20 protein-coding genes and 1 tRNA gene are annotated in these 20,031 nt (G+C 63.6%); 19 read left to right on the top strand and 2 right to left on the bottom strand.

The annotated features are described in order from the left end of the window. Positions 1-98 precede the first annotated feature (98 nt). The gene (gene apbC, locus G7026_RS03210) at positions 99-1,196 is read right to left on the bottom strand and encodes an iron-sulfur cluster carrier protein ApbC (RefSeq protein ID WP_181069333.1); all 1,098 of its coding nucleotides are present in this window, start codon (positions 1,194-1,196) and stop codon (positions 99-101) included. A gap of 262 nt (positions 1,197-1,458) precedes the next feature. Here apbC and G7026_RS03205 point away from each other — a divergent pair, with 262 nt between their 5' ends. The 8 genes from G7026_RS03205 to G7026_RS03170 all read left to right on the top strand — a co-directional run bounded on the left by G7026_RS03205 (position 1,459) and on the right by G7026_RS03170 (position 7,895). Continuing rightward, entirely contained in the window at positions 1,459-1,701 is a 243-nt protein-coding gene (locus tag G7026_RS03205) for a hypothetical protein (protein WP_181069332.1), read from the top strand. A gap of 91 nt (positions 1,702-1,792) precedes the next feature. Beyond that, positions 1,793-3,844 (top strand): methionine--tRNA ligase, encoded by a 2,052-nt coding sequence (metG, locus tag G7026_RS03200; protein WP_181069331.1) that lies wholly within the window; start codon positions 1,793-1,795, stop codon positions 3,842-3,844. A 63-nt stretch (positions 3,845-3,907) separates the two neighbouring features. Further along, complete coding sequence (locus G7026_RS03195; RefSeq protein ID WP_181069816.1) at positions 3,908-4,132, top strand: cysteine-rich CWC family protein; 225 nt, start codon at positions 3,908-3,910, stop codon at positions 4,130-4,132. Positions 4,133-4,139: 7 nt separating this feature from the next. After that, positions 4,140-4,835 (top strand): pseudouridine synthase, encoded by a 696-nt coding sequence (locus G7026_RS03190; RefSeq protein WP_181069330.1) that lies wholly within the window; start codon positions 4,140-4,142, stop codon positions 4,833-4,835. Positions 4,836-4,918: 83 nt separating this feature from the next. Continuing rightward, positions 4,919-4,992 (top strand) — tRNA-Gly (locus G7026_RS03185). A gap of 293 nt (positions 4,993-5,285) precedes the next feature. Then, positions 5,286-5,723, top strand: coding sequence for a YqaA family protein (locus G7026_RS03180; RefSeq protein WP_181069329.1), 438 nt, complete (start codon positions 5,286-5,288; stop codon positions 5,721-5,723). Positions 5,724-5,998: 275 nt separating this feature from the next. After that, a complete protein-coding gene (locus G7026_RS03175) occupies positions 5,999-6,814 on the top strand; it encodes an outer membrane protein OmpK (protein WP_181069328.1) in 816 nt (271 codons plus the stop codon). 409 nt (positions 6,815-7,223) lie between these two features. Continuing rightward, positions 7,224-7,895, top strand: coding sequence for a TetR family transcriptional regulator C-terminal domain-containing protein (locus G7026_RS03170; protein ID WP_181069327.1), 672 nt, complete (start codon positions 7,224-7,226; stop codon positions 7,893-7,895). A gap of 128 nt (positions 7,896-8,023) precedes the next feature. On the opposite strand, the gene G7026_RS03165 is transcribed toward G7026_RS03170, so the two are convergent. Continuing rightward, positions 8,024-9,415: an aminotransferase-like domain-containing protein gene (locus G7026_RS03165; protein ID WP_181069326.1), complete on the bottom strand. Its 1,392-nt coding sequence runs from the start codon at positions 9,413-9,415 to the stop codon at positions 8,024-8,026. Between the two features lie 132 nt (positions 9,416-9,547). Between G7026_RS03165 and G7026_RS03160 the strand changes: the two genes are divergently transcribed. The 11 genes from G7026_RS03160 (at position 9,548) to G7026_RS03110 (ending at position 20,000) form a co-directional block, all read left to right on the top strand. Then, positions 9,548-10,741 carry a KamA family radical SAM protein gene (locus G7026_RS03160; protein WP_181069325.1) on the top strand — a complete coding sequence of 398 codons (1,194 nt, stop codon included), beginning with the start codon at positions 9,548-9,550 and terminating at the stop codon, positions 10,739-10,741. Positions 10,742-10,755: 14 nt separating this feature from the next. Beyond that, a complete protein-coding gene (locus G7026_RS03155; protein ID WP_181069324.1) occupies positions 10,756-11,856 on the top strand; it encodes an aminotransferase class I/II-fold pyridoxal phosphate-dependent enzyme in 1,101 nt (366 codons plus the stop codon). Beyond that, positions 11,853-12,560: an AzlC family ABC transporter permease gene (locus G7026_RS03150; protein WP_181069323.1), complete on the top strand. Its 708-nt coding sequence runs from the start codon at positions 11,853-11,855 to the stop codon at positions 12,558-12,560. The genes G7026_RS03155 and G7026_RS03150 overlap by 4 nt, the downstream gene beginning before the upstream one ends. Further along, positions 12,557-12,862 (top strand): AzlD family protein, encoded by a 306-nt coding sequence (locus G7026_RS03145; RefSeq protein WP_181069322.1) that lies wholly within the window; start codon positions 12,557-12,559, stop codon positions 12,860-12,862. The genes G7026_RS03150 and G7026_RS03145 overlap by 4 nt, the downstream gene beginning before the upstream one ends. Before the next feature lie 2 nt (positions 12,863-12,864). Continuing rightward, positions 12,865-13,824, top strand: coding sequence for a C-terminal binding protein (locus G7026_RS03140; RefSeq protein ID WP_181069321.1), 960 nt, complete (start codon positions 12,865-12,867; stop codon positions 13,822-13,824). Next, positions 13,796-14,569: a class I SAM-dependent methyltransferase gene (locus G7026_RS03135; RefSeq protein WP_181069320.1), complete on the top strand. Its 774-nt coding sequence runs from the start codon at positions 13,796-13,798 to the stop codon at positions 14,567-14,569. The genes G7026_RS03140 and G7026_RS03135 overlap by 29 nt, the downstream gene beginning before the upstream one ends. A 238-nt stretch (positions 14,570-14,807) precedes the next feature. Then, a complete protein-coding gene (locus G7026_RS03130) occupies positions 14,808-15,545 on the top strand; it encodes an SDR family oxidoreductase (RefSeq protein WP_181069319.1) in 738 nt (245 codons plus the stop codon). 10 nt (positions 15,546-15,555) lie between these two features. Further along, a complete protein-coding gene (locus G7026_RS03125; RefSeq protein ID WP_181069318.1) occupies positions 15,556-16,011 on the top strand; it encodes a carboxymuconolactone decarboxylase family protein in 456 nt (151 codons plus the stop codon). Positions 16,012-16,356: 345 nt separating this feature from the next. Then, positions 16,357-17,904 (top strand): ABC transporter ATP-binding protein, encoded by a 1,548-nt coding sequence (locus G7026_RS03120; RefSeq protein ID WP_181069317.1) that lies wholly within the window; start codon positions 16,357-16,359, stop codon positions 17,902-17,904. Positions 17,905-17,919: 15 nt separating this feature from the next. Beyond that, a complete protein-coding gene (locus G7026_RS03115) occupies positions 17,920-19,023 on the top strand; it encodes an ABC transporter permease (protein WP_181069316.1) in 1,104 nt (367 codons plus the stop codon). Positions 19,024-19,073: 50 nt separating this feature from the next. Then, a complete protein-coding gene (locus G7026_RS03110; RefSeq protein WP_181069315.1) occupies positions 19,074-20,000 on the top strand; it encodes an ABC transporter permease in 927 nt (308 codons plus the stop codon). Positions 20,001-20,031 lie beyond the last annotated feature (31 nt).

Here is a 20,031-nt window from a genome sequence, read left to right as displayed (position 1 = left end):
GACTCAAGAAAAAAGCCCTGCTCTGCAGGGCTTTTTTTTGCCTGTTCGTCAGGCCTGCACCGATGCCCCGGCGACCTTCTCGCCGGGGCGGGCGGCTTTCAGTCGTCGGAGATGACGATATTGGGCATCGACTGCGCCACGATCTGCCCGCTCTGGGCAATGCGCGCGCTGACGCTACGCGCCATCTGCTGGTAGATCATCGCGATCTGGCTTTCCGGATCGGCAATGGTCGTCGGCTTGCCTGCGTCAGCCTGACTGCGGATGGCCATCGACAGGGGCATCGAGGCCAGCAGCTCGACGTTGTACTGGGCGGCCAGCTTCTCGCCGCCGCCCTCGCCAAACAGATGCTCGGCATGGCCACAGTTGGAACAGATGTGGACGGCCATGTTCTCCACCACGCCAAGCACCGGAATATTTACCTTGCGGAACATCTCCACGCCCTTCTTCGCGTCGAGCAGCGCCAGATCCTGCGGAGTGGTGACGATCACTGCGCCCGACACCGGCACCTTCTGCGCCAGGGTCAGCTGGATGTCGCCCGTGCCCGGCGGCATGTCGACCACCAGGTAATCGAGGTCGCGCCACGCCGTCTGGGTGATCAGCTGCAACAGCGCACCGGAGACCATCGGCCCGCGCCAGACCATCGGCGTCTTGTCGTCGGCCAGAAAGGCCATGGACATCAGCTGGACGCCATGGGCTTCCAGCGGAATGAAGAACTTCTGATCGCGGATTTCCGGACGCGTGCCTTCGGCGATGCCGAACATGATCCCCTGGCTCGGTCCGTAGATGTCGGCGTCCAGCACACCGACACGTGCACCTTCGCGCGCCAGCGCCAGCGCCAGGTTGGCGGCGGTCGTCGACTTGCCCACGCCGCCCTTGCCGGACGCGACGGCGATGACGTTCTTCACGTTCGCCAGTTCCGGCACTTGCTGCTGGGCCTTGTGGCCACGGATCACACAGTCGATCTGCACGTTGGCGCGGGACACGCCGTCGAGATTTTCGATTGCCATCGCCAGGGTCTGCGCCCAGCCATTGCGGAACAGTCCAGCGGCATAGCCAAGCTCGAGGGTGACACTGACCCGATCGCCCTGGATGTCGATAGCGCGCACACATCCGGCGCTGACCGGATCCTGGTTCAAATGAGGGTCGGTGTATTGGCGCAGTGCGGCTTCCACCGCCTCGCGGGTGATTGCAGACATGGGCTCTCCAAAGGCTGAGCAAAACAGATGGTTATGCTACCGCAGGCAAGGCCTGTCAGGGCCAACCAATTGCACCGGGTTTGCCCATCGACGCCGCGGTTGACGGTCCCGCTTGCCACACGTTAATTCCGCCTCCATCGTAGCGGCCAGAGGCCGCTACGCATAAGCGTTCACGTCAACCAACGCGCAACCATCCGCGGGATATCTACGTGGAGCCGGGGGGCGCAACGACCGAGCGCGCCCCGACCCAATGGAGCACGCCTTGACTCACCCAGCCCACACCCTGTCCGCCGACCGCGTGCTGCTGCTTTGCCTTGCGACCTTCATCGGCTTTCTCACTATCGGCCTGCCGTTGGCCGTCATCCCGCTCTATGTACATGACGAACTCGGCTATGGCGCCGTGGTGGTCGGCTCGGCAGTCGGCGTGCAGTTCCTCGCTACGGTCTGCAGGTTCGGTATCGCTGCGCAACTGTATCGCCAGGACCTTCGCCAGGCAGCTCGCTGATGCGCACGGCTACGGGCGGCCGGGGTGAAAAAAGGCGCTCGGACCTATATAGTTGCCGACTTACCTCGATTTCCCGTACAGCCGATCCCCCATGACCGAAGCTCGCAAGATTCTCGTTACCAGCGCCCTGCCCTACGCCAATGGCTCCATTCATCTGGGCCACATGGTCGAGTACATCCAGACCGACATCTGGGTGCGCTTCCAGAAGATGCGCGGCAATCAATGCACGTATGTTTGCGCCTCCGACGCCCACGGCTCGGCGATCATGCTGCGCGCCGAGAAAGAAGGCATCACGCCGGAACAGCTGATCGAAGCCGTGCGCCGCGAGCACAGCACCGACTTCGCCGACTTTCTCGTGGAGTTCGACAACTTCCACTCCACCCACTCGGACGAGAACCGCGAACTGTCGAGCCTGGTCTACACGCGCCTGCGCGATGCCGGACATATCGCTACCCGCTCGGTGACCCAGTATTACGATCCCGAAAAGGGCATGTTCCTCGCCGACCGCTTCATCAAGGGCACCTGCCCCAAGTGCGGCAGCGAAGACCAGTACGGCGACAACTGCGAAAAGTGCGGGGCAACCTACGCGCCCACCGAGCTGAAAAACCCGCGCTCGGCCATCTCCGGCGCCACGCCGGTACTCAAGGAATCCAAGCACTTCTTCTTCAAGCTGCCCGACTTCCAGGCCATGCTCGAGCGCTGGACGCGTAGCGGCTCGCTGCAGGAGGCGGTCGCCAACAAGATCGCCGAATGGCTCGATGCCGGCCTGCAGGAGTGGGACATTTCCCGCGACGCGCCTTACTTCGGCTTCGAGATCCCTGGCGAGCCCGGCAAGTTCTTCTACGTCTGGCTGGACGCTCCGATCGGCTACATGGCGAGCTTCAAGAACCTCTGCGCCCGCCGCCCGGAGCTGGACTTCGACGCCTACTGGAGCAAGGATTCGAACGCCGAGGTGTACCACTTCATCGGCAAGGATATCGTCAACTTCCATGCCCTGTTCTGGCCCGCCATGCTCGAAGGTGCTGGCTACCGCAAGCCGACCGCGCTCAACGTGCACGGCTTCCTGACCGTCGACGGGCAGAAGATGTCCAAATCCCGCGGCACCTTCGTCAAGGCACGCACCTATCTGGATCACCTCGAGCCCGAATACCTGCGCTATTACTTTGCGTCCAAGCTGAGCCGCAGCGTCGACGACCTGGACCTGAACCTCGAAGACTTCGTGCAGAAGGTCAACTCGGACCTGGTCGGCAAGGTGGTCAACATCGCCAGCCGCTGCGCCGGCTTCATCCACAAGGGCAACGGCGGCGTGCTGGTCACCGGTAACGCCGCACCGGAACTGACCGATGCCTTCCTCAGTGCGGCGCCAAGCATTGCCGAGGCCTACGAGCAGCGCGACTTCGCCCGTGCGATGCGCGAGATCATGGCGCTGGCCGACCGCGCCAACGCCTGGATCGCCGAAAAGGCGCCCTGGGCCCTGAACAAGCAGGAAGGCAAGCAGGACGAAGTCCATGCCATCTGCGCCCTGGGGGTCAACCTGTTCCGCCAGCTGGTGATCTTCCTCAAGCCCGTGCTGCCGAAACTCGCCGCCGCGGCCGAAGCGTTCCTCAACGTTGCGCCGCTGACCTGGGACGACCACCGCACGCTGCTCGCCGACCACAACCTCAACGCCTTCACCCCGCTGATGACCCGTATCGAACCTGCCCGGATCCAAGCCATGATCGACGCCTCCAAGGAAGACCTTGCCGCCGAAACCAACCAGCCTGCCGGTACCCCGGACACTGGCAACGGTGAACTGAAGAAGGAACCGCTGGCCGCCGAAATCGCTTTTGACGCCTTTGCTGCCGTGGACCTGCGCATCGCGCTGATCGAGAAGTGCGAGTTCGTCGAAGGCGCGGACAAGCTGCTGCGGCTGTCCCTCGACATCGGCGACGAGAAGCGCAACGTCTTCTCCGGCATCAAGAGCGCCTACCCCGACCCGAGCAAGCTCGAAGGCCGCCTGACGCTCTATGTGGCCAACCTCGCCGCGCGCAAGATGAAGTTCGGCGTCTCCGAAGGCATGGTGCTCGCCGCCGGCCCTGGCGGCGAAGAAATCTACCTGCTGAGCCCGGACAGCGGCGCCAAGCCCGGCCAACGCGTCAAGTAACGCCTACGCCAGGGCTCGTCGCTGCGAGCCCTGGTGTCCCTCAACCAACGAGGCCGCTGGCCGATGAGCGACACCCACGCCCCGCCTCCAATCGACCCGAGCCGCTGCCCCGTCTGCGGCAAGGGCAACGACTGCGGGCTGGCCGGGGGCGATAGCACATCCCCGTGCTGGTGCTTCTCCATGACCATCGACGCCACGCGGCTGGCCGATCTGCCGCCGCAGGTGCAAGGCAACGCGTGCCTCTGCCCGCGTTGTGCCCGCGGCGACCGGTCTGGTACAGCCCAATAGCAGCCGCATGCGCCTGGATCGTTTTCTCGCCAACCTTCCCCACCTGAGCCACCAGCAAGCCCGCCAGCTTCTGGCCGCCGGGCGCGTGCGTGTCGACGGCCAGTCGGTGCGCGACGGCTTGTATCCGATCCGCGTGTTCCACCAGGTGCAGCTCGACGAGCAGATCCTGCAGACCGGCAAGCCGGCCCGCTACCTGATGCTGCACAAGCCGCGCGGCTGCGTCAGCGCCACGAGCGATCCGTTGCACCCGACGGTACTCGAACTGGTGGCAGACGAAGCCGATCGAGCCGACCTGCACATTGCCGGCAGGCTGGACTTCAACACCACCGGCCTGATGTTGATCACCAACGACGGGCTCTGGTCACGCCGCGCCACCCTGCCCGCCAGCCGTATGGGCAAGGTCTATCGCGTCGAAACCGAAGACCCCATCGACCCCGCCTGCGTGGAGCACTTCGCCCGCGGCCTGTATTTTCGCTTCGAAGACCTCACCACCCTGCCGGCCGAGCTCGAACTGCTCGGGCCACGCCTGGCTCGGCTGACGCTGCACGAGGGTCGCTATCATCAGGTCAAGCGGATGTTCGGGCACTTCGGCAACAAGGTCACCGCCCTGCACCGAGAGTCCATCGGCGCGGTTCGGCTCGACCCGCTACTCGAGCCAGGCGAGTATCGCGCTCTGAGCCCTGAAGAAATCGGCCAGTTCTGACCGGGAAAAGCTGGCCGATCGATAAAATGCCCATCGCCAGCGCTTCATTTACGCCAACGCTTCTGGTACAAAGGCACCCCTGCGCGGGCGTCGTATAATGGCATTACCTGAGCTTCCCAAGCTCATGACGAGGGTTCGATTCCCTTCGCCCGCTCCAGATACCAAAAGCCCTGCCGACGCAGGGCTTTTTCTTTTAGCCATGGCTGCTTATGGCCACGCGGCGACCGCTCCCGAGAACCCAGCCCAGCGAGATCTCGATCGCTGGCGAAGCGGTGGCTGACCTGCAAGCGCGAGCCGAAGGGAAGTGACTCGATCGATGAAACCTGTTGATCCCTCCGCTGCGCTCACCCTCGCTGTGCAACAAAGGCTCGATCACGCATCGCTGCCTGGTCTTGGGCGCTTCGGACGTCTGAGCACGCTTCGTGGTGCACCAGCCAGGACGGCGCCGCGATGCTGAGCCTGTCCGCTTACCTGGGCCTCTTCTTCGCGGCCTTCGCCGCAGCCACGTTGCTGCCGGCCCAATCCGAAGCGGTTCTGACGGCCCTCTTGCTCACCGGCGATTTCCCTGTGGCCGCGCTACTGCTGGTGGCGACGCTGGGCAATGTACTGGGTTCGGTCGTGAACTGGCTGCTGGGGCGCTACCTGGAGCACTTTCGACACAAACGCTGGTTTCCGGTGAGCGAAGCACAGCTGGAAAAAGCCCAGGCCAGTTATCGGCGCTTCGGCCGCTGGTCGTTGCTGCTGAGCTGGGTGCCCATCGTGGGGGACCCGTTGACGGTGATCGCCGGTGTCATGCGCGAGCCGTTCTGGCGCTTCGTCTTACTGGTCACCCTAGCCAAGGGCGGGCGTTATGTCGTCCTGGCCGCAGTGGTACAGGGGTTCTTCTGAAGGCGGGCGCGTGATTCAAAGCGTTGCCTCAATTTGAAGCAAACTGACAACTCGGTCAGTTTTTATGGAGCATGACACCGCCAAGACGCCTTGCCATCGCCGGTCGCTCCCCTGAACGAGCGCCCTTGTTGTGAGTAACCGTTTGATTAATCAGAACTTATAAATGTACCGCCGACCGTTCCGGTGTTGGCGCAAGTATTGCTTTCGCTCAAAAGCCTGACCGTTTGGACAACTAAAAAGATCGCCTTTACCCCTTTTGCACCAGGAGCACACCGATGAAACGCACCCTGACTACCGCAACGCTCGCGGCCGGCCTGATGCTGGCAGGCCATGCCACGGCCTCTCCATTTTTGTGGCAGAGCAACAGCCTGACGTACCTGTACGGCAAGGATTACAAGGTAGACGCTGGCTCGACCCAGCAAACCGTGACCTTCGAGCACGCCAGCGGCTGGGCTTGGGGCGACATGTTCCTCTTCGTTGATAACATCTTCTACAACGGCATCTCCGGGCGCGACGGGCATACCTACTACGGCGAGTTCAGCCCACGCCTGTCGCTGGGCAAGATTTCCGGTAGCGAGATCAAGTTCGGCCCGGTCACCGACGTGCTGATCGCGGCAACCTACGAACGCGGCGAAAGCAGCGCCGAGGGCGTGCCGAACCAGACCTACCTGCTCGGTCCGGCGGTGGACCTCGCCCTGCCCGGCTTCGACCGCTTCAACCTGAACCTCTACTACCGCAAACCCGACGGCAAGACGGGCAACCCGTCCGGCCAGTGGCAGCTGACGCCGACCTGGGCCATGACCATCCCGGTGGGCAAGTCCGACATCCTGTTCGACGGCTTCATCGACTGGGTGATCAACGACGCCAGCAACAGCGATACCGAACTCAAGCGCAACCTCCACATCAACCCGCAGATCAAGTACGACCTGGGCAAGGCACTGGATCATGAGGCCGGTAAGCTTTATGTCGGTATCGAATATGACTACTGGTCGAACAAGTACGGCATCGAAGATGGCGGTTACGTCAGCCGCAACTTCGTCGGCAAGACGGACCAGAACACCTTCAGCGCCATCGTGCAGGTTCACTTCTGATCCACCTCCGCTCGGTCAATGCCGAGCGGCTGCTCCTGGTGTGCCGCTACATAACGGGGCGGCACCTCCCCTGAACGCATCAATCTAGTGCGCGCCTCGACAACCTGTCGCACAGATTACCGACATCCTGCTCATCCCTCCCCCGCCTGCACTGCCGGCCCACCGTTGCATCCACAGCGAGCGTGACAGCGCACGAAACTAAGCGGGTGGTCAGTTTTTTGCACAACCTCAGCCAATACCAGACGGGCGCATACGCCTGCCGCTCCACGTTTTTTGAGGTCGCTGCCATGAAGAATGCTCCACCGCTCCCACCCATGCGCCGCTCGTACGCCTATGCGGCCACCCTTGCCGGCGTCGGGCCTGCCGGTCTGCCGCATGGCGGCTTCCCAGCAGCCCTCAAGGACCCGCAATGAGCACCAGCCAAGCCTCGCCACCGGGCAGTTCGGTGGATAAACCGGCGGGGCGCATACGCCAGAAAAACGAAGAAGCGATCCTCGGGGCGGCGGCGGAGGAATTCGCCCGCTACGGCTTCAAGGGCACCAGCATGAGCGCCATCGCGCTACGGGCAGGGTTACCCAAGGCCAATCTGCACTACTACTTCAACAGCAAGCTCGGGCTCTATGTCGAAGTCATGCGCCATATTCTCGAACTCTGGGACAGCGCCTTCGACGAGCTCACCGTCGACGATGACCCGGCTCAGGCCCTGGCGGGTTACATCCGCATCAAGATGGAGTTTTCCCGCCGCCAGCCACAGGCGTCGAAGATCTTCGCCATGGAAGTGATCAGCGGCTGTGAGTGCCTGAACGAGCACTTCAGCCAGGATTACCGCGACTGGTTTCGCGGCCGGGCGGCCGTGTTCGAGGCCTGGATCGCAGCCGGCAAGATGGACCCGGTCGACCCCGCGCACCTGATCTTCCTGATCTGGAGCAGCACCCAGCACTACGCGGACTTTTCCGACCAGATAAACCGGGTCATGGACCATAAACGCATGACGAGGGACGATTTCGCCCACGCCACCGACAACCTCATCCACATCATCCTCAAGGGCTGCGGCCTGCAGCCACCCGCTCCTGTGCGCTGATGCTTCGGTGGGGCTTAAGCGTTTTTCGACACTGCGAAGGCGCAGGTAAGGTCATCACACGGAGTCATGCATGGGCGGGCGTCACAGGTGCGGCTGCTCGCAGCAACGAGCCCCACTGCACTGGCGGCCTAGAGCCGAAAGAGCGGCTCGGCCTGCTCGACGTCCAGGTGTGCGACATTGATGCGTAGCCATGGGCTCTTGCGCCCGTCTGCGCTGAACAGGTTCCCCGGCGCAAGCAGGATGCCGCATTGCAGGGCACGCTCGAGAAAGGCGTCGAGGTCGCTCAACTGACGATGCCTGACCCAGATGAACATGCCGCCCTTCGCGGCGTGGAAGATTTCCCAGCCCCAACTCTGAAACGCCGCCTGGGCGATCGCCTGTGAGGTCTGCAGTTTGCGCTGCACCAGCCCCAGGTGGCGCTCGTAGGTGCCGTCGGCCAGGATCGCGCTGAGAAAGCGCTCGCAAAAGCTCGGCACGGCGACACTGGTCAGTAACTTGAGATCGGCCAGCGAGGCCACCAGATCGGGCGAGCCGATCAGATAGCCGACCCGCAGGCTGGCGGAGAGCGTCTTGGAAAAGCTGCCGATGTAGATCACCTTGCGCAAGCCGTCGAGCGTGACCAGGCTGTTGTTGCGATCTCCGCTGAAATCGCCGTAAACGTCGTCTTCGACCAGCGTGATGTTGTAGCGATGCGCCAGCTGCAGCACCTGAAACGCATTCTGCGGACTCAGCGAGGAGCCGGTGGGGTTGTGCAACTGGGAGTTGATGAAGAACGCACGCACCGGACGAGCCGCCAGCACTGCTTCGAGCCGTTCGATGTCCGGGCCCTCCGGCAGCCGGGCGATGCCGACCACCTCGGCGCCGCGCAAGGCCAGCAACTGGACGAGATTGCTGTTGCAGGGATCGTCCACCAGCACGCAGTCACCAGGCTCGACGATCTTGCGAATCACCAGATCCAGTGCCTGGGTGGCGCCCAACGTGGTGAGGATCTGGTTCGGATCCAGCGCCAGGCCAAGGCGCTTTTCCAGGTGCTCGGCCAGATGCTGGCGCAGCGGCAGATGCCCGGATGGATCGCCATACTCGACCAGGGTGCTGTGGGCAAAATTAGCCGTACGGCGGATCACCCGGGCGAGCGTCTGGGTATCGCGCCAGCCTGGGGGCAACCAGCCGCAGCCCAGCTTCATGCTCGCCGCGTTACCGTGAAACAGACGCCAGAAGGCGCTGAGGCTGCTCTGATCGTTACCGGAAAGCGATTGCAGGGCCGCAGCGGCCGGCTTTGCCGCAGTGGCTTCGACAAAAAAACCCCGACCCGGACGGGCGCTGATCAGTCCGCTGACTTCCAACCGTTCGTAGGCGCCAACAACTGTGTGAAAACTCAAGCCATGGCTGGCTGACAGTTTACGGATCGAGGGCAGACGCTGGCCGGGGCGGACAGCCCCGTTGAGGATGGCCGTTTTGATGGCATCGGCGACCTGCTCTATTCCAGGGGCTTGGCCTGTCGTTCCCAGCAGCAATTCCATTTCGCCACCCTCGCTTCACTGTTAGACAGACCTTTCTAACAGTTCGGCAAGCCACATCACCAGTGTTTTTCCTCTGCCGCGTCGACTCGGGTAACCATGGCTTGGTTTACGAAGACCACTCGAGGAACGAGCATGTCACACGTGATCTCCCACCCGATGTCGAACAGCCCCTCTCTGGATGACGCTCCGATCATTTTCAGCACATCCGAATGGTCGGACTGGAAATGGCAACAACGCAACGCGATTACCAGTGCCGAAGACCTGCTGCATCACTTCCCTGGACTCCAGGCCGAACCGCGCCTGAACCTGATCCGCGAACACCTTCAGAACCGCAAGCTGAGCGTCACGCCCTATACCCTCGACCTGATCCGCTGCGACGAAAACCTCCTGCCAGCGGCGGGCGATCCTGTCTGGAGACAGCTGATCCCTGACTGGCACAGCGGCGCCACAGCACAACCGCTGGACTATGACGGTGAATCGGAAAATTGGGAGATGCCTGGCGAGATGGTCACGCCGATCTGCCAGCACAAATACGACAACCGAGTGATCGTACGCCTGGCCAACGTTTGCCATGCCTACTGCCAGTTCTGCTACGAAGCGTTGCGGACGCTGGAGAAGGACCCGGTCAAGCCGTCCATGCGGCGTCAGGACTGGCTCGACACCCTCGACTACATCCGTGACCACCACGAGCTGGACGAGGTCATCCTCAGCGGTGGCGAACCCCTGATGCACTCGGACAAGCATCTGGACGGCTACCTCTGTGACCTGCGCGCCTTGCGCCCCGACCTGATCATCCGCATCCATACCCGCGCGCTGACGTTCAATCCGTTTCGTATCACCCCGGAACTGGTGCAGATATTCGCCCGCCACAACGTCAACGCCGTCGGCCTGCATATCGCGCATCCGAACGAAATTACCGGACAAATGCTCGCTGCCGTACGACGCCTGCGCAGCAGCGGCGCGATGCTGTTCGCCAACATTCCGCTACTGCATGGCGTCAACGACAGTTACGAGACGCTCTCGCAGCTGTGCCTGACGCTCTACCGCAACGGCATTCAGCCGCACTACCTCTATCACTTCATGCCCTTCTCGCCGGGCTCGGAGGCCTTCCGCACGGACATCACGGCAGCACTGGCGATCGTCGGGAGAATGAAGCGCCGCCTGTCGAACATGGCGGTACCCGAATACGTGCTGCCCCATAAGACCGGCAAATACAGCGTTCCGCTGGATCTGTGCAAGGGCACGCCAGAGCTGGAAGTACGCGAGGACGGCGAGTACCTGCACTTCGTCAATTGGCAGGGCCAGCGTTGCACCTTCCCGGAATGAATGGAGTCTTCCCCATGGCACATCGCCTGGCCAATCATCTGGTCGACCTGGACAATCCCAACCCGTTTCCCGGCCTGCTGGCCCTGGAGCGCAAGACCGGGCGCAACGTGCAGCTGCGTCTGGGAGGCAACGAGAGTCTGGATGCGCCGCTGACCTCGCTGCGCCAGCTGTACGGCGACGCCTTTTGCCACCTCGCTCGCCTCTACGGCGATCCCAGCGGCGAGCGGCTGCGTGAGCGGCTGGCGCAAATCGGCGGATTCGACCCGAACGAGCTGTGCATCGACAGCGGCGCCGATGCGGTCATCGCCCTGTGCATGCGGGCACTCTGCTCGGCGGGCGATACCGTGGTCACCAGCGCCGGTACCTACCCCACGTTCGGCTACTTCGCTCGGGCGAGCGGCTGTCACCTCATCGAAGTGCCCTACGAGGACCGCGACGGCGCCCTCTCGGCGAGCCTTGAAACGCTGCTGTCGACCGCAAGACGGGCGCGCGCCAAGGTGATCTATCTGGCCAACCCGGACAATCCCACCGGCAGCTGGTTGCCGCTGGAGCGGATCGAGGCGCTGACCCAACAGCTGCCCGATGACTGCACGTTGCTGCTCGACGAAGCCTACCTGGAATTCTGCCCCGCACTGGCGGCCGGCAGCGAGCGCAGCATTCCCGGCTGCATCCGTATCCGCTCGCTGTCCAAGGCCCACGCCCTGGCCGGTCTGAGGATCGGTTACGCGCTGGCCGAAAAGAACCTGCTCGATGGCCTGGCCAAGGTACGCGTTCACTATTCGGTCGGCGGCCTGGCCCAGCACGCCGCTCAGTTGGCCCTGGCCGACGCCGAGCATGCCGAAGCGATCAGAGCGCATAACGCAATGTTGCGCGAAACGCTCAGCGAGCGGTTGCGGGCGGCCGGTTACAAAGTGCTGCCATCGGGTACCAATTTCGTCTCCCTGCTGTTGCCCACGGAAGCGGACGCGCGCCATCTGCAGGAGCAGTTGCTGGCCTTCCAGGTAGCGGTGCATCGGCCACAGCACCCTTCGTTGAATAACCTGATCCGGGTGACCCTGTGCGAAGCGGCGCTGCAGGAGTGGTTGCTCGACATCTTCCTGAGGGCGCGCCCATGAAATCACGCCTGACCTTCAAGGATGCCCTGCAAGACGCGCTACCAATCATCATCAGCGGCTTCATGTTCGGTCTGGTATTCGGCGTGCTGGCGAGCAAGGCCGGGCTGTCGCCACTGGCTGCGACACTGATGAGTGCGCTGGTATTCGCCGGCGCCTCGCAGTTCGTCGCCATCGAGCAATGGCAGCCAGGGCACTTGCCGGTCATGGCCATCGTCCTGACCACCCTGCTGGTTAATCTGCGCCATCTGTTGATGAGCCTGTCGCTGCGCCAGTGGTTCGCCCGTGAGCCGAAGCGCCGACTCTCGCCTGCCTTCGCGCTGCTGCTGATCGATGAGACCTGGGCCCTGGCCGAACACCGTTTCAAGAACTGCGCGCCCTCGCTGCGCTATTTCATCCAGGCGGGTCTGCTGATCTATGTCGGCTGGGTAGGCGGCACGCTGATAGGCACACAGATCGGCAACCAGATCCCACGGCCGGCCGACTACGGGCTGGACTTCACCTTCGTCGCAATGTTCCTGTCGCTGATGGTCCTGCTCTGGCAGCGCTCGATGGACTTCGCGACCTGGGGCATTTCCGGCGTCGTGGCATTTTTCGTCGCTCAGTTGCCAGGCATCGGACAGGCCTCGGTGGTGATCGCCGCCATCGTCGCCAGCGCTCTGGTGGCAGCCCTGCCCGTTTCCCACGCGATGGAGGAGCCGACATGAGTTCACTGGAACTGGCCGCCATTGTCGGCATGGCGCTGGCCACCTACTTCACCCGGGTCGGAGGCCTCCTGGTTCGGGCCGACCGCCTCTCGCTGAGCGGCTTCCCCGAACGTTTCCTGAAGAACCTGCCCGCGGCCATTCTCGCAGCTCTGGTCGCGCCGAAGATCGCCGACGGTGACCCTTCGGTATGGATCGCCTCGCTGGTGACCGTGGCGGTGGTCTGGAAATTCAAGAACACACTGCTGGGCGTGGCCATCGGCACCCTGACCTGCGCCTGGGTCCGCTGGATAATGAGGATGTGACGATGAAAATCGCGATTATCGATTCCTGTGACCACTGCTACGTCAGCGAGCCCGACATCGAGCGCGAGGTGCTGGGCGAAAAGGCCGAGGTCGACCTGTTCCACGTGCGCAACACCGGCGAGCTGCCAGCGCAGGTATTCGGCTACGACGGGCTGATCAGCTGGCATCTGGTGCCACTGCGCGCGCCCTTTATCAACAGTCTGCGCCAGTGCCGCGGCATCGTGCGTGCCGCGGTCGGCTTCGACAATATCGACCTGCAGTCGGCGCGCGAACGGGGAATCGTCGTCGCCAACGTGCCGGACTACGGCACCGAGGAAGTCGCCGACCACAGCCTTGCGATGGCGTTGAATCTGCTGCGCCGGCTGCAACAAGGTCACGCGGTGGTCGCTTCGGGCAGCTGGGATTGGCGTGAGGTCGGCCCGTTGCCGCGACTGAGCCAGCTCGACATTGGCCTGATCGGCTTCGGCCGCATCGGCATGGCCGTCGCCGCACGTTTCAAAGCGTTCGGTTGCCGGGTGCGCTTCTTCGATCCCTACGTGTCGAGCGGCGTGGAAAAAGCCCTCGGAGTGCGCCGCTGCGAGAGCCTTGCCGGACTTATGCAAAGTTCGGATCTGATCAGCATCCATGCGCCGTTAAACGACGAGACCCGCCACCTGATAGGAGCCCGCGAGCTGGCAATGCTCAAGGGCAAGTACCTGATCAACACCGCGCGCGGCCCGATCATCGATTGCGCGGCCCTCGCCGATGCCGTGTCCGACCGTCTGCTGGCTGGCGTCGCCCTGGACGTGTTCGAGGACGAGCAGGCGGCCATCCCCATGCTATTCCTGCAACGCAACGATGTGCTGCTCTCGCCGCACGTCGCGTTCTATTCCCAAGCTGCGCTGCCTGAGTTGAGACGCAAGGCCGCCCAGGTACTGCTGAGCCTCGTCGAACATGGCTACCATCGAAATGCGATCCATTGAGCGACGGTTTCTGCTCGAGTACTACCAGAGCGACGCGAGCGGCTGGGTCGATGGCCACAGCCTGGATGCCGTTCGCCAGTGCGGCGGCACCTCGCTCTGGATCGGCTCCTACTATGCGCTGATCGAGCAGCTCGACTACCGGCCCACCGTGATCGTCGATCTCGATGCCGAGGCGCTGGCAGTGGCTCATGCGCGCTTCTCCAGCGTTCCTCTGGTGCAGGCCGACGTTCGCCTGCTGCCGTTTCGAAACAGCTTCGACACCATCCTCATGCCCGGTTGCGTCAGTGCTTACCTGCTCGATGACCGCGCGCTTTATCAGGCGACGAGATCGCTTGCCCGTGCCCTGAAGCCGACCCCGACCGCCACGTTGCTGGTCGATGCCTACGACCATCGCTCGATCTTCGACTGCCACTATTTCAACGGTAAGCGTGACGTGTGCCTGTTCGGCCAGCGTTGGCGACTTGAAGCCAGCTGCGAACCGGTTTCCAGCGAACCCTGCCTGTTCGACGTGACCCTGCGTTTCGTCTGCCGGGACACCCCTGCGCAGGCCCCGGTGCAGACCACCTTTTGCCAGCGCGCCTATGAGCCGAGCGAACTCTGGCAAGCCCTGACCGATGAAGGTCTGTACTGCAACGAAGTGCGGCGCAACCCGCGGGCGGGCCGGTTCTCGCTGAGTTTCACGCCTACCCCACTGAGGGTCGACACCCTGGCGGAAAGTCGCGGCTGCTACCTTTCCGCCTTCTAGATCCGCCTCCAGCCATCCGCGGCGCCACCATTTCGTTCGAGCAAAACAGCAGTTGCCATTACGCCCTTCGGGCGTCGCTGAGGAAGCAGCCCGATTGCACGAAGGTATCTGGCAACGCGCTCCATCCAGAATCAGGCAAGTGGTCGGCAGGATCGATATAACGGCACAAGCCGCCTCCGCATCAGGATTCAACCAAGGCGCACATCGGCGCCGGATCAATGAACCTGTGGAGGACACCATGTCGAACATCAGCGGAAAAATAATACTCATCACCGGCGCCAGCAGCGGTATCGGCGAAGCGACGGCACGTCTGCTGGCCGCGCAAGGCGCCACCGTCGTGCTCGGCGCTCGTCGCCTGGAGCGGCTGGAAAGCCTGGCAGCGAGCATCAACGAAGCCGGCGGTATAGCGGTATGCCGCGCACTGGACGTCACGCGCCGCGAAGACACCCAGGCCTTCGTCGATTTCGCCGAACAGCGTTTCGGACGCATCGACGTGATCATCAACAATGCGGGCGTGATGCCTCTGTCCAAGCTCGACGCACTGAAAATCGATGAGTGGGATCGGATGATCGACGTGAACATCCGCGGCGTATTGCACGGCATCGCGGCCGGTCTGCCACTGATGCAGCGCCAGCGCTCGGGTCAGTTCATCAACATCGCTTCCATCGGTGCTTATGCCGTCAGTCCCACCGCGGCGGTCTATTGCGCGACCAAGTATGCGGTGCGCGCCATTTCCGAAGGGCTGCGCCAGGAAGTGGGCGGCGATATCCGTGTCACCCTGATTTCCCCCGGCGTAACCGAATCGGAACTGGCCGACAGCATTTCCGACGAGGGCGCGCGTGCGGTCATGAACGACTTCCGCCGCATCGCCCTTCCGGCCGAAGCCATTGCGCGTGCCATCGTCTACGCGGTCGAGCAGCCCGCCGACGTCGACGTCAGCGAGCTGGTGGTACGTCCCACCGCCAGCCCTTACTGAGGTCGCCGCCATGAACATTCGCATGGGCAACATACTGCTCGCCGCCTGGCTGGGGATACTGGGCCCGCTGACACTGACGTCGCTCGATGCGCTCGGCAACGAGCGGCACGAACGCGGCCTGGAGGTCATGGATCATCTGTCCGGAGGAGCCGGGCAACCGGTGCTCAATGCCCTCCGCCAGGATTACCCCTTTCTCGCCGAAGGCGTGGTCGGCTATGCCTTGGGCGATGTCTGGGGCCGTACGGTACTTGACGATCGCACCCGGCAGCTCGCGGCCATCGCCGCCTTTGCCGCGCAAGGCAACCTGCCCTACATGAAGATCCATGCCGGCTATGCGCTACGGCTCGGCGTAACGCGCGACGAGCTGAAGGAGGTGGTCTATCTGACGACCGTCACCGCTGGCTTTCCACGCGCCATCGACGCAGCACAGGCGCTACGCGAAGTACCGGACCCGGTTGTGCAGTGAAGCCAGGCGACCGGGGCGGCATCGGTAAGCCGCCCCGGTAATTCGCGACAGACCGGCGGTTGATCCACCAACGGTACGAATGATTCGTCGCGCATCCGCCCAGGGCCGGGCGGAACCCGAGCTCACCCCACCGAGGCGGCCGGCGGGCTTTCGGTTGCCGCGCCCCAGCTCGGTGCAGCCGCACCGCGAGCCACTTCCTTTAGGCACCAGAGCGAAGCACGCATTACCATCGTCCGATGACCATTCCATGACGCATCGCTGCAGCTCCAGGCATCGGGCAGATTCCTGACTGCCTGGCCAGTTTTTTGCTATTAGAATGCCCAAGAAAACCCAGCGGACGCCCCCATGCCCGAACCACAGACCGCACGCCTACAGCTGACCGGCATCACCAAACGCTACCCAGGTTGCCTGGCCAACGATCAGGTCGACTTGTCCATCGCGCCTGGCGAGATCCGCGCCCTGCTCGGCGAAAACGGCGCCGGCAAGAGCACCCTGATGAAGATCATCTACGGAGTGACCCAGCCCGATGCCGGCCGGATCCTCTGGGAGGGCGAGGCGGTGACCATGCGTGACCCGGCCCAGGCGCGCGAGCGCGGGATCGGCATGGTGTTCCAGCACTTCTCTCTGTTCGAAACGTTGACCGTCGCCGAGAACATCGCTCTGGCGCTCGGTGCCAGCGCCGGCACGCCAGCCCGGCTGGAACCGAAGATCCGCGAGGTCTCGCAACGCTACGGCATGCCGCTCGAGCCCCAGCGCCTGGTCCACAGCCTGTCGATCGGCGAGCGCCAGCGTGTGGAAATCGTTCGCTGCCTGATGCAGGACATCAAGCTGCTGATCCTCGACGAACCGACTTCGGTCCTCACGCCGCAGGAGGCCGACGAGCTGTTCGTCACCCTGCGCCGGCTGGCAGCCGAGGGTTGCAGCATCCTCTTCATCAGTCACAAGCTCGGCGAAGTGCGCGCGCTGTGCCAGAGCGCCACGGTGCTGCGTGGCGGACGCGTCTCCGGCGACTGCGTGCCGGCCGAGTCCTCGGACTTGGAGCTGGCGCGGTTGATGGTCGGCGACGCCGAAGGTCTGGAAGCCGAATACCCGAAAGCCGAGGGCCATGCACCCTTTCTGCAAGTCGAGCGCCTTGCCTGGCACAACGCCGATCCGTTCGGCGTCTCGCTCAAGGACATCGACCTGGAGGTGCGCGCCGGCGAGATCCTCGGCATCGCCGGTGTCGCCGGCAACGGTCAGGATGAACTGCTCGCCCTGCTAAGCGGCGAGCAACGCCTGGCCAACGGCGAGGCCCGGCGCATCCGCTTTCTCGGCGAAAACGTCGCGCACCTGCATCCCGATGCGCGGCGCCGCCACGGTATGGCATTCGTCCCCGCCGAGCGCCTCGGTCATGGAGCCGTCCCCAGCATGAGCCTGAGCGACAATGCGCTGCTCACCGCCTATCAGCAGCGTGGCATGCTCAACCGCGGCATGATCCAGCGCGGCAAGGTCCGGCAGTTCGCCGACCGCATCATCCAGCGCTTCGCGGTAAAGACGCCCGACGCGCTGACCCCGGCCGCCAGCCTGTCCGGCGGCAACCTGCAGAAATTCATCCTTGGCCGCGAAATACTGCAGCAGCCGAAGTTGCTGATCGCCGCCCACCCCACCTGGGGCGTGGATGTCGGTGCCGCCGCCGCGATTCATCGGGCCCTGATCGAGCTGCGCGATGCGGGCGCGGCGATTCTGGTGATCTCAGAGGATCTGGAAGAGCTGTTCCAGATCAGTGATCGCATCGCGGCGCTGAGTGAGGGACGGTTATCGCCCTTGCGTCCCACCGCCGGTAGCTCCCAGGCCGAAGTCGGCCGCTGGATGGCCGGTCAGTTCGATACCGCCGCCTCCTCCACCGCCGCCTGACGAGAGACCAGTCCCATGTTGTTATCCCTCGAACCTCGTGGCCAGCAGTCGCGCGCCATGCTCTGGCTGTCGCCGCTGCTGGCTGCGGTGCTGACCTTGCTGAGCGGCGCGCTGTTGTTCGCGGTGCTCGGCCATCCGCCCCTGGCCACACTCAAGGTGCTGCTGATCGACCCGGTCAGCGATCTCTACGGCGTCTCCGAACTCCTGGTTAAAGCACTGCCGATCCTGCTCTGCGCCCTGGGCCTGGCGGTGGTCTACAACGCCCGCATCTGGAACATTGGCGCGGAAGGCCAATTGCTGATCGGCGCGCTGGCCGGCAGCGCGCTGGCGGTGAACATCATCGACTGGGATTCGCGCTGGGCACTGGCCTTGACCTTGATCGTCGGCACCCTCGGCGGCGCTGCCTGGGCGGGGCTCTGCGCCTGGCTGAAAACCGCGTTCAACGCCAACGAGATCCTCACCAGTATCATGCTCAACTACATCGCGTTGAACCTGCTGCTGTTCTTCGTGCATGGCCCGTTGAAAGATCCGGAAGGCTACAACTTCCCCGAGTCGGCAATGTTCGGAGACGCCACCCGCTTGCCGCAGATCGTCGAGGATCTGCGCGTACACGGCGGCCTCTATTTCGCCCTGCTGGCGCTGGTGGTCGTGTGGGTGTTGCTGCAACGCAGCTTCCTGGGCTTTCAGATCAAGGTCCTCGGGCTGGACCGCCGCGCCGCCGGCTTCGTTGGTTTTCGCGACAAGAAGCTGGTCTGGATCGCCCTGCTGATCAGCGGCGCGCTGGCCGGCCTCGCAGGGATCGCCGAAGTCACCGGCCCGATCGGCCAGTTGGTGCCGCAAGTTTCGCCAGGCTACGGTTATGCGGCGATCACGGTGGCCTTCCTCGGACGCCTCAACCCGGTCGGCATCGTCTTCGCCAGCCTGCTGATGGCGCTGCTCTACCTGGGCGGTGAGAACGCGCAGATGGCGGCGAACCTGCCGCAATCGATCACCCAGCTGTTCCAGGGCATGGTCCTGTTCTTCCTGCTGGCCTGCGACGTGCTGATCCTGTATCGGCCGCGCTTCGCGCGAGGCTGGAAGTCGAAAGCCGGAAGTGTGAAGCCGGCCGCGCAGTCATGACTGCTTTTACTTCCAGCTTCCAGCCTCAAGCTTCCCGCTAAGGACGTCTCATGGACATCGATCTACTGACCAACATTTTCTACGCGATGATCCGCACCGGCACACCGCTGCTGCTGGTCGCCCTCGGTGAGCTCGTCTGCGAGAAGAGCGGCGTGCTCAACCTCGGCCAGGAAGGCATGATGCTGTTCGGCGCGGTGATCGGCTTCATGGTCGCCTACGCCAGCGGCAACCTCTGGCTCGGGGTCGTCTTCGCCTGCCTGGCGGGCGTGCTGCTGTCGTTGCTGTTCGCCCTGGTGGCGCTCGGTTTCAACGCCAACCAAGTGGCGACGGGCCTGGCACTGACGATCTTCGGGGTGGGCCTTTCATCCTTCGTCGGTGCAAGCTGGGTTGGCAAGCCGCTGGCCGGATTCGAGCCGATTGCCCTACCGCTGTTGAGCGAGATTCCGCTGATCGGTCGCATGTTGTTCGCTCAGGACCTGTTGGTGTACCTCTCGTTCGCCCTGTTCGCACTGGTGGCCTGGGTGCTGCTCAAGAGCCGCATCGGCCTGATCATCCAGGCCGTTGGTGAGAACCCCAACGCCGCCAGCGCCATGGGCCTGCCGGTGCTGCGCGTGCGCACGCTGGCGGTGATGTTCGGCGGCGCCATGGCGGGTCTTGCCGGCGGCTACATGTCGCTGGCCTACACGCCGATGTGGGCGGAAAACATGACCGCCGGGCGCGGCTGGATTGCACTGGCGCTGGTGGTGTTCGCCAGCTGGCGGGTCAGCCGCGTGTTGCTCGGCGCCTATCTGTTCGGCCTGGCGAGCATCCTGCATCTGGTGGCCCAGGGCATCGGCCTGGCGATTCCCGGCAACCTGTTGGCGATGCTGCCATACGTGGCGACCATCGTCGTGCTGGTGCTGCTTTCGCGCGACGCCGTACGCACCCGTCTGTACGCGCCGGTCTCCTTGGGCCAGCCATGGCAGCCGGGACATTGAGGCAAGGCCGGTCAGGACGCGCCGGGGTCGC

This window comes from Stutzerimonas azotifigens, assembly GCF_013522725.1.
GTDB lineage: Bacteria > Pseudomonadota > Gammaproteobacteria > Pseudomonadales > Pseudomonadaceae > Stutzerimonas > Stutzerimonas azotifigens_A.
This window is presented reverse-complemented; position numbering and strand designations above follow the sequence as displayed.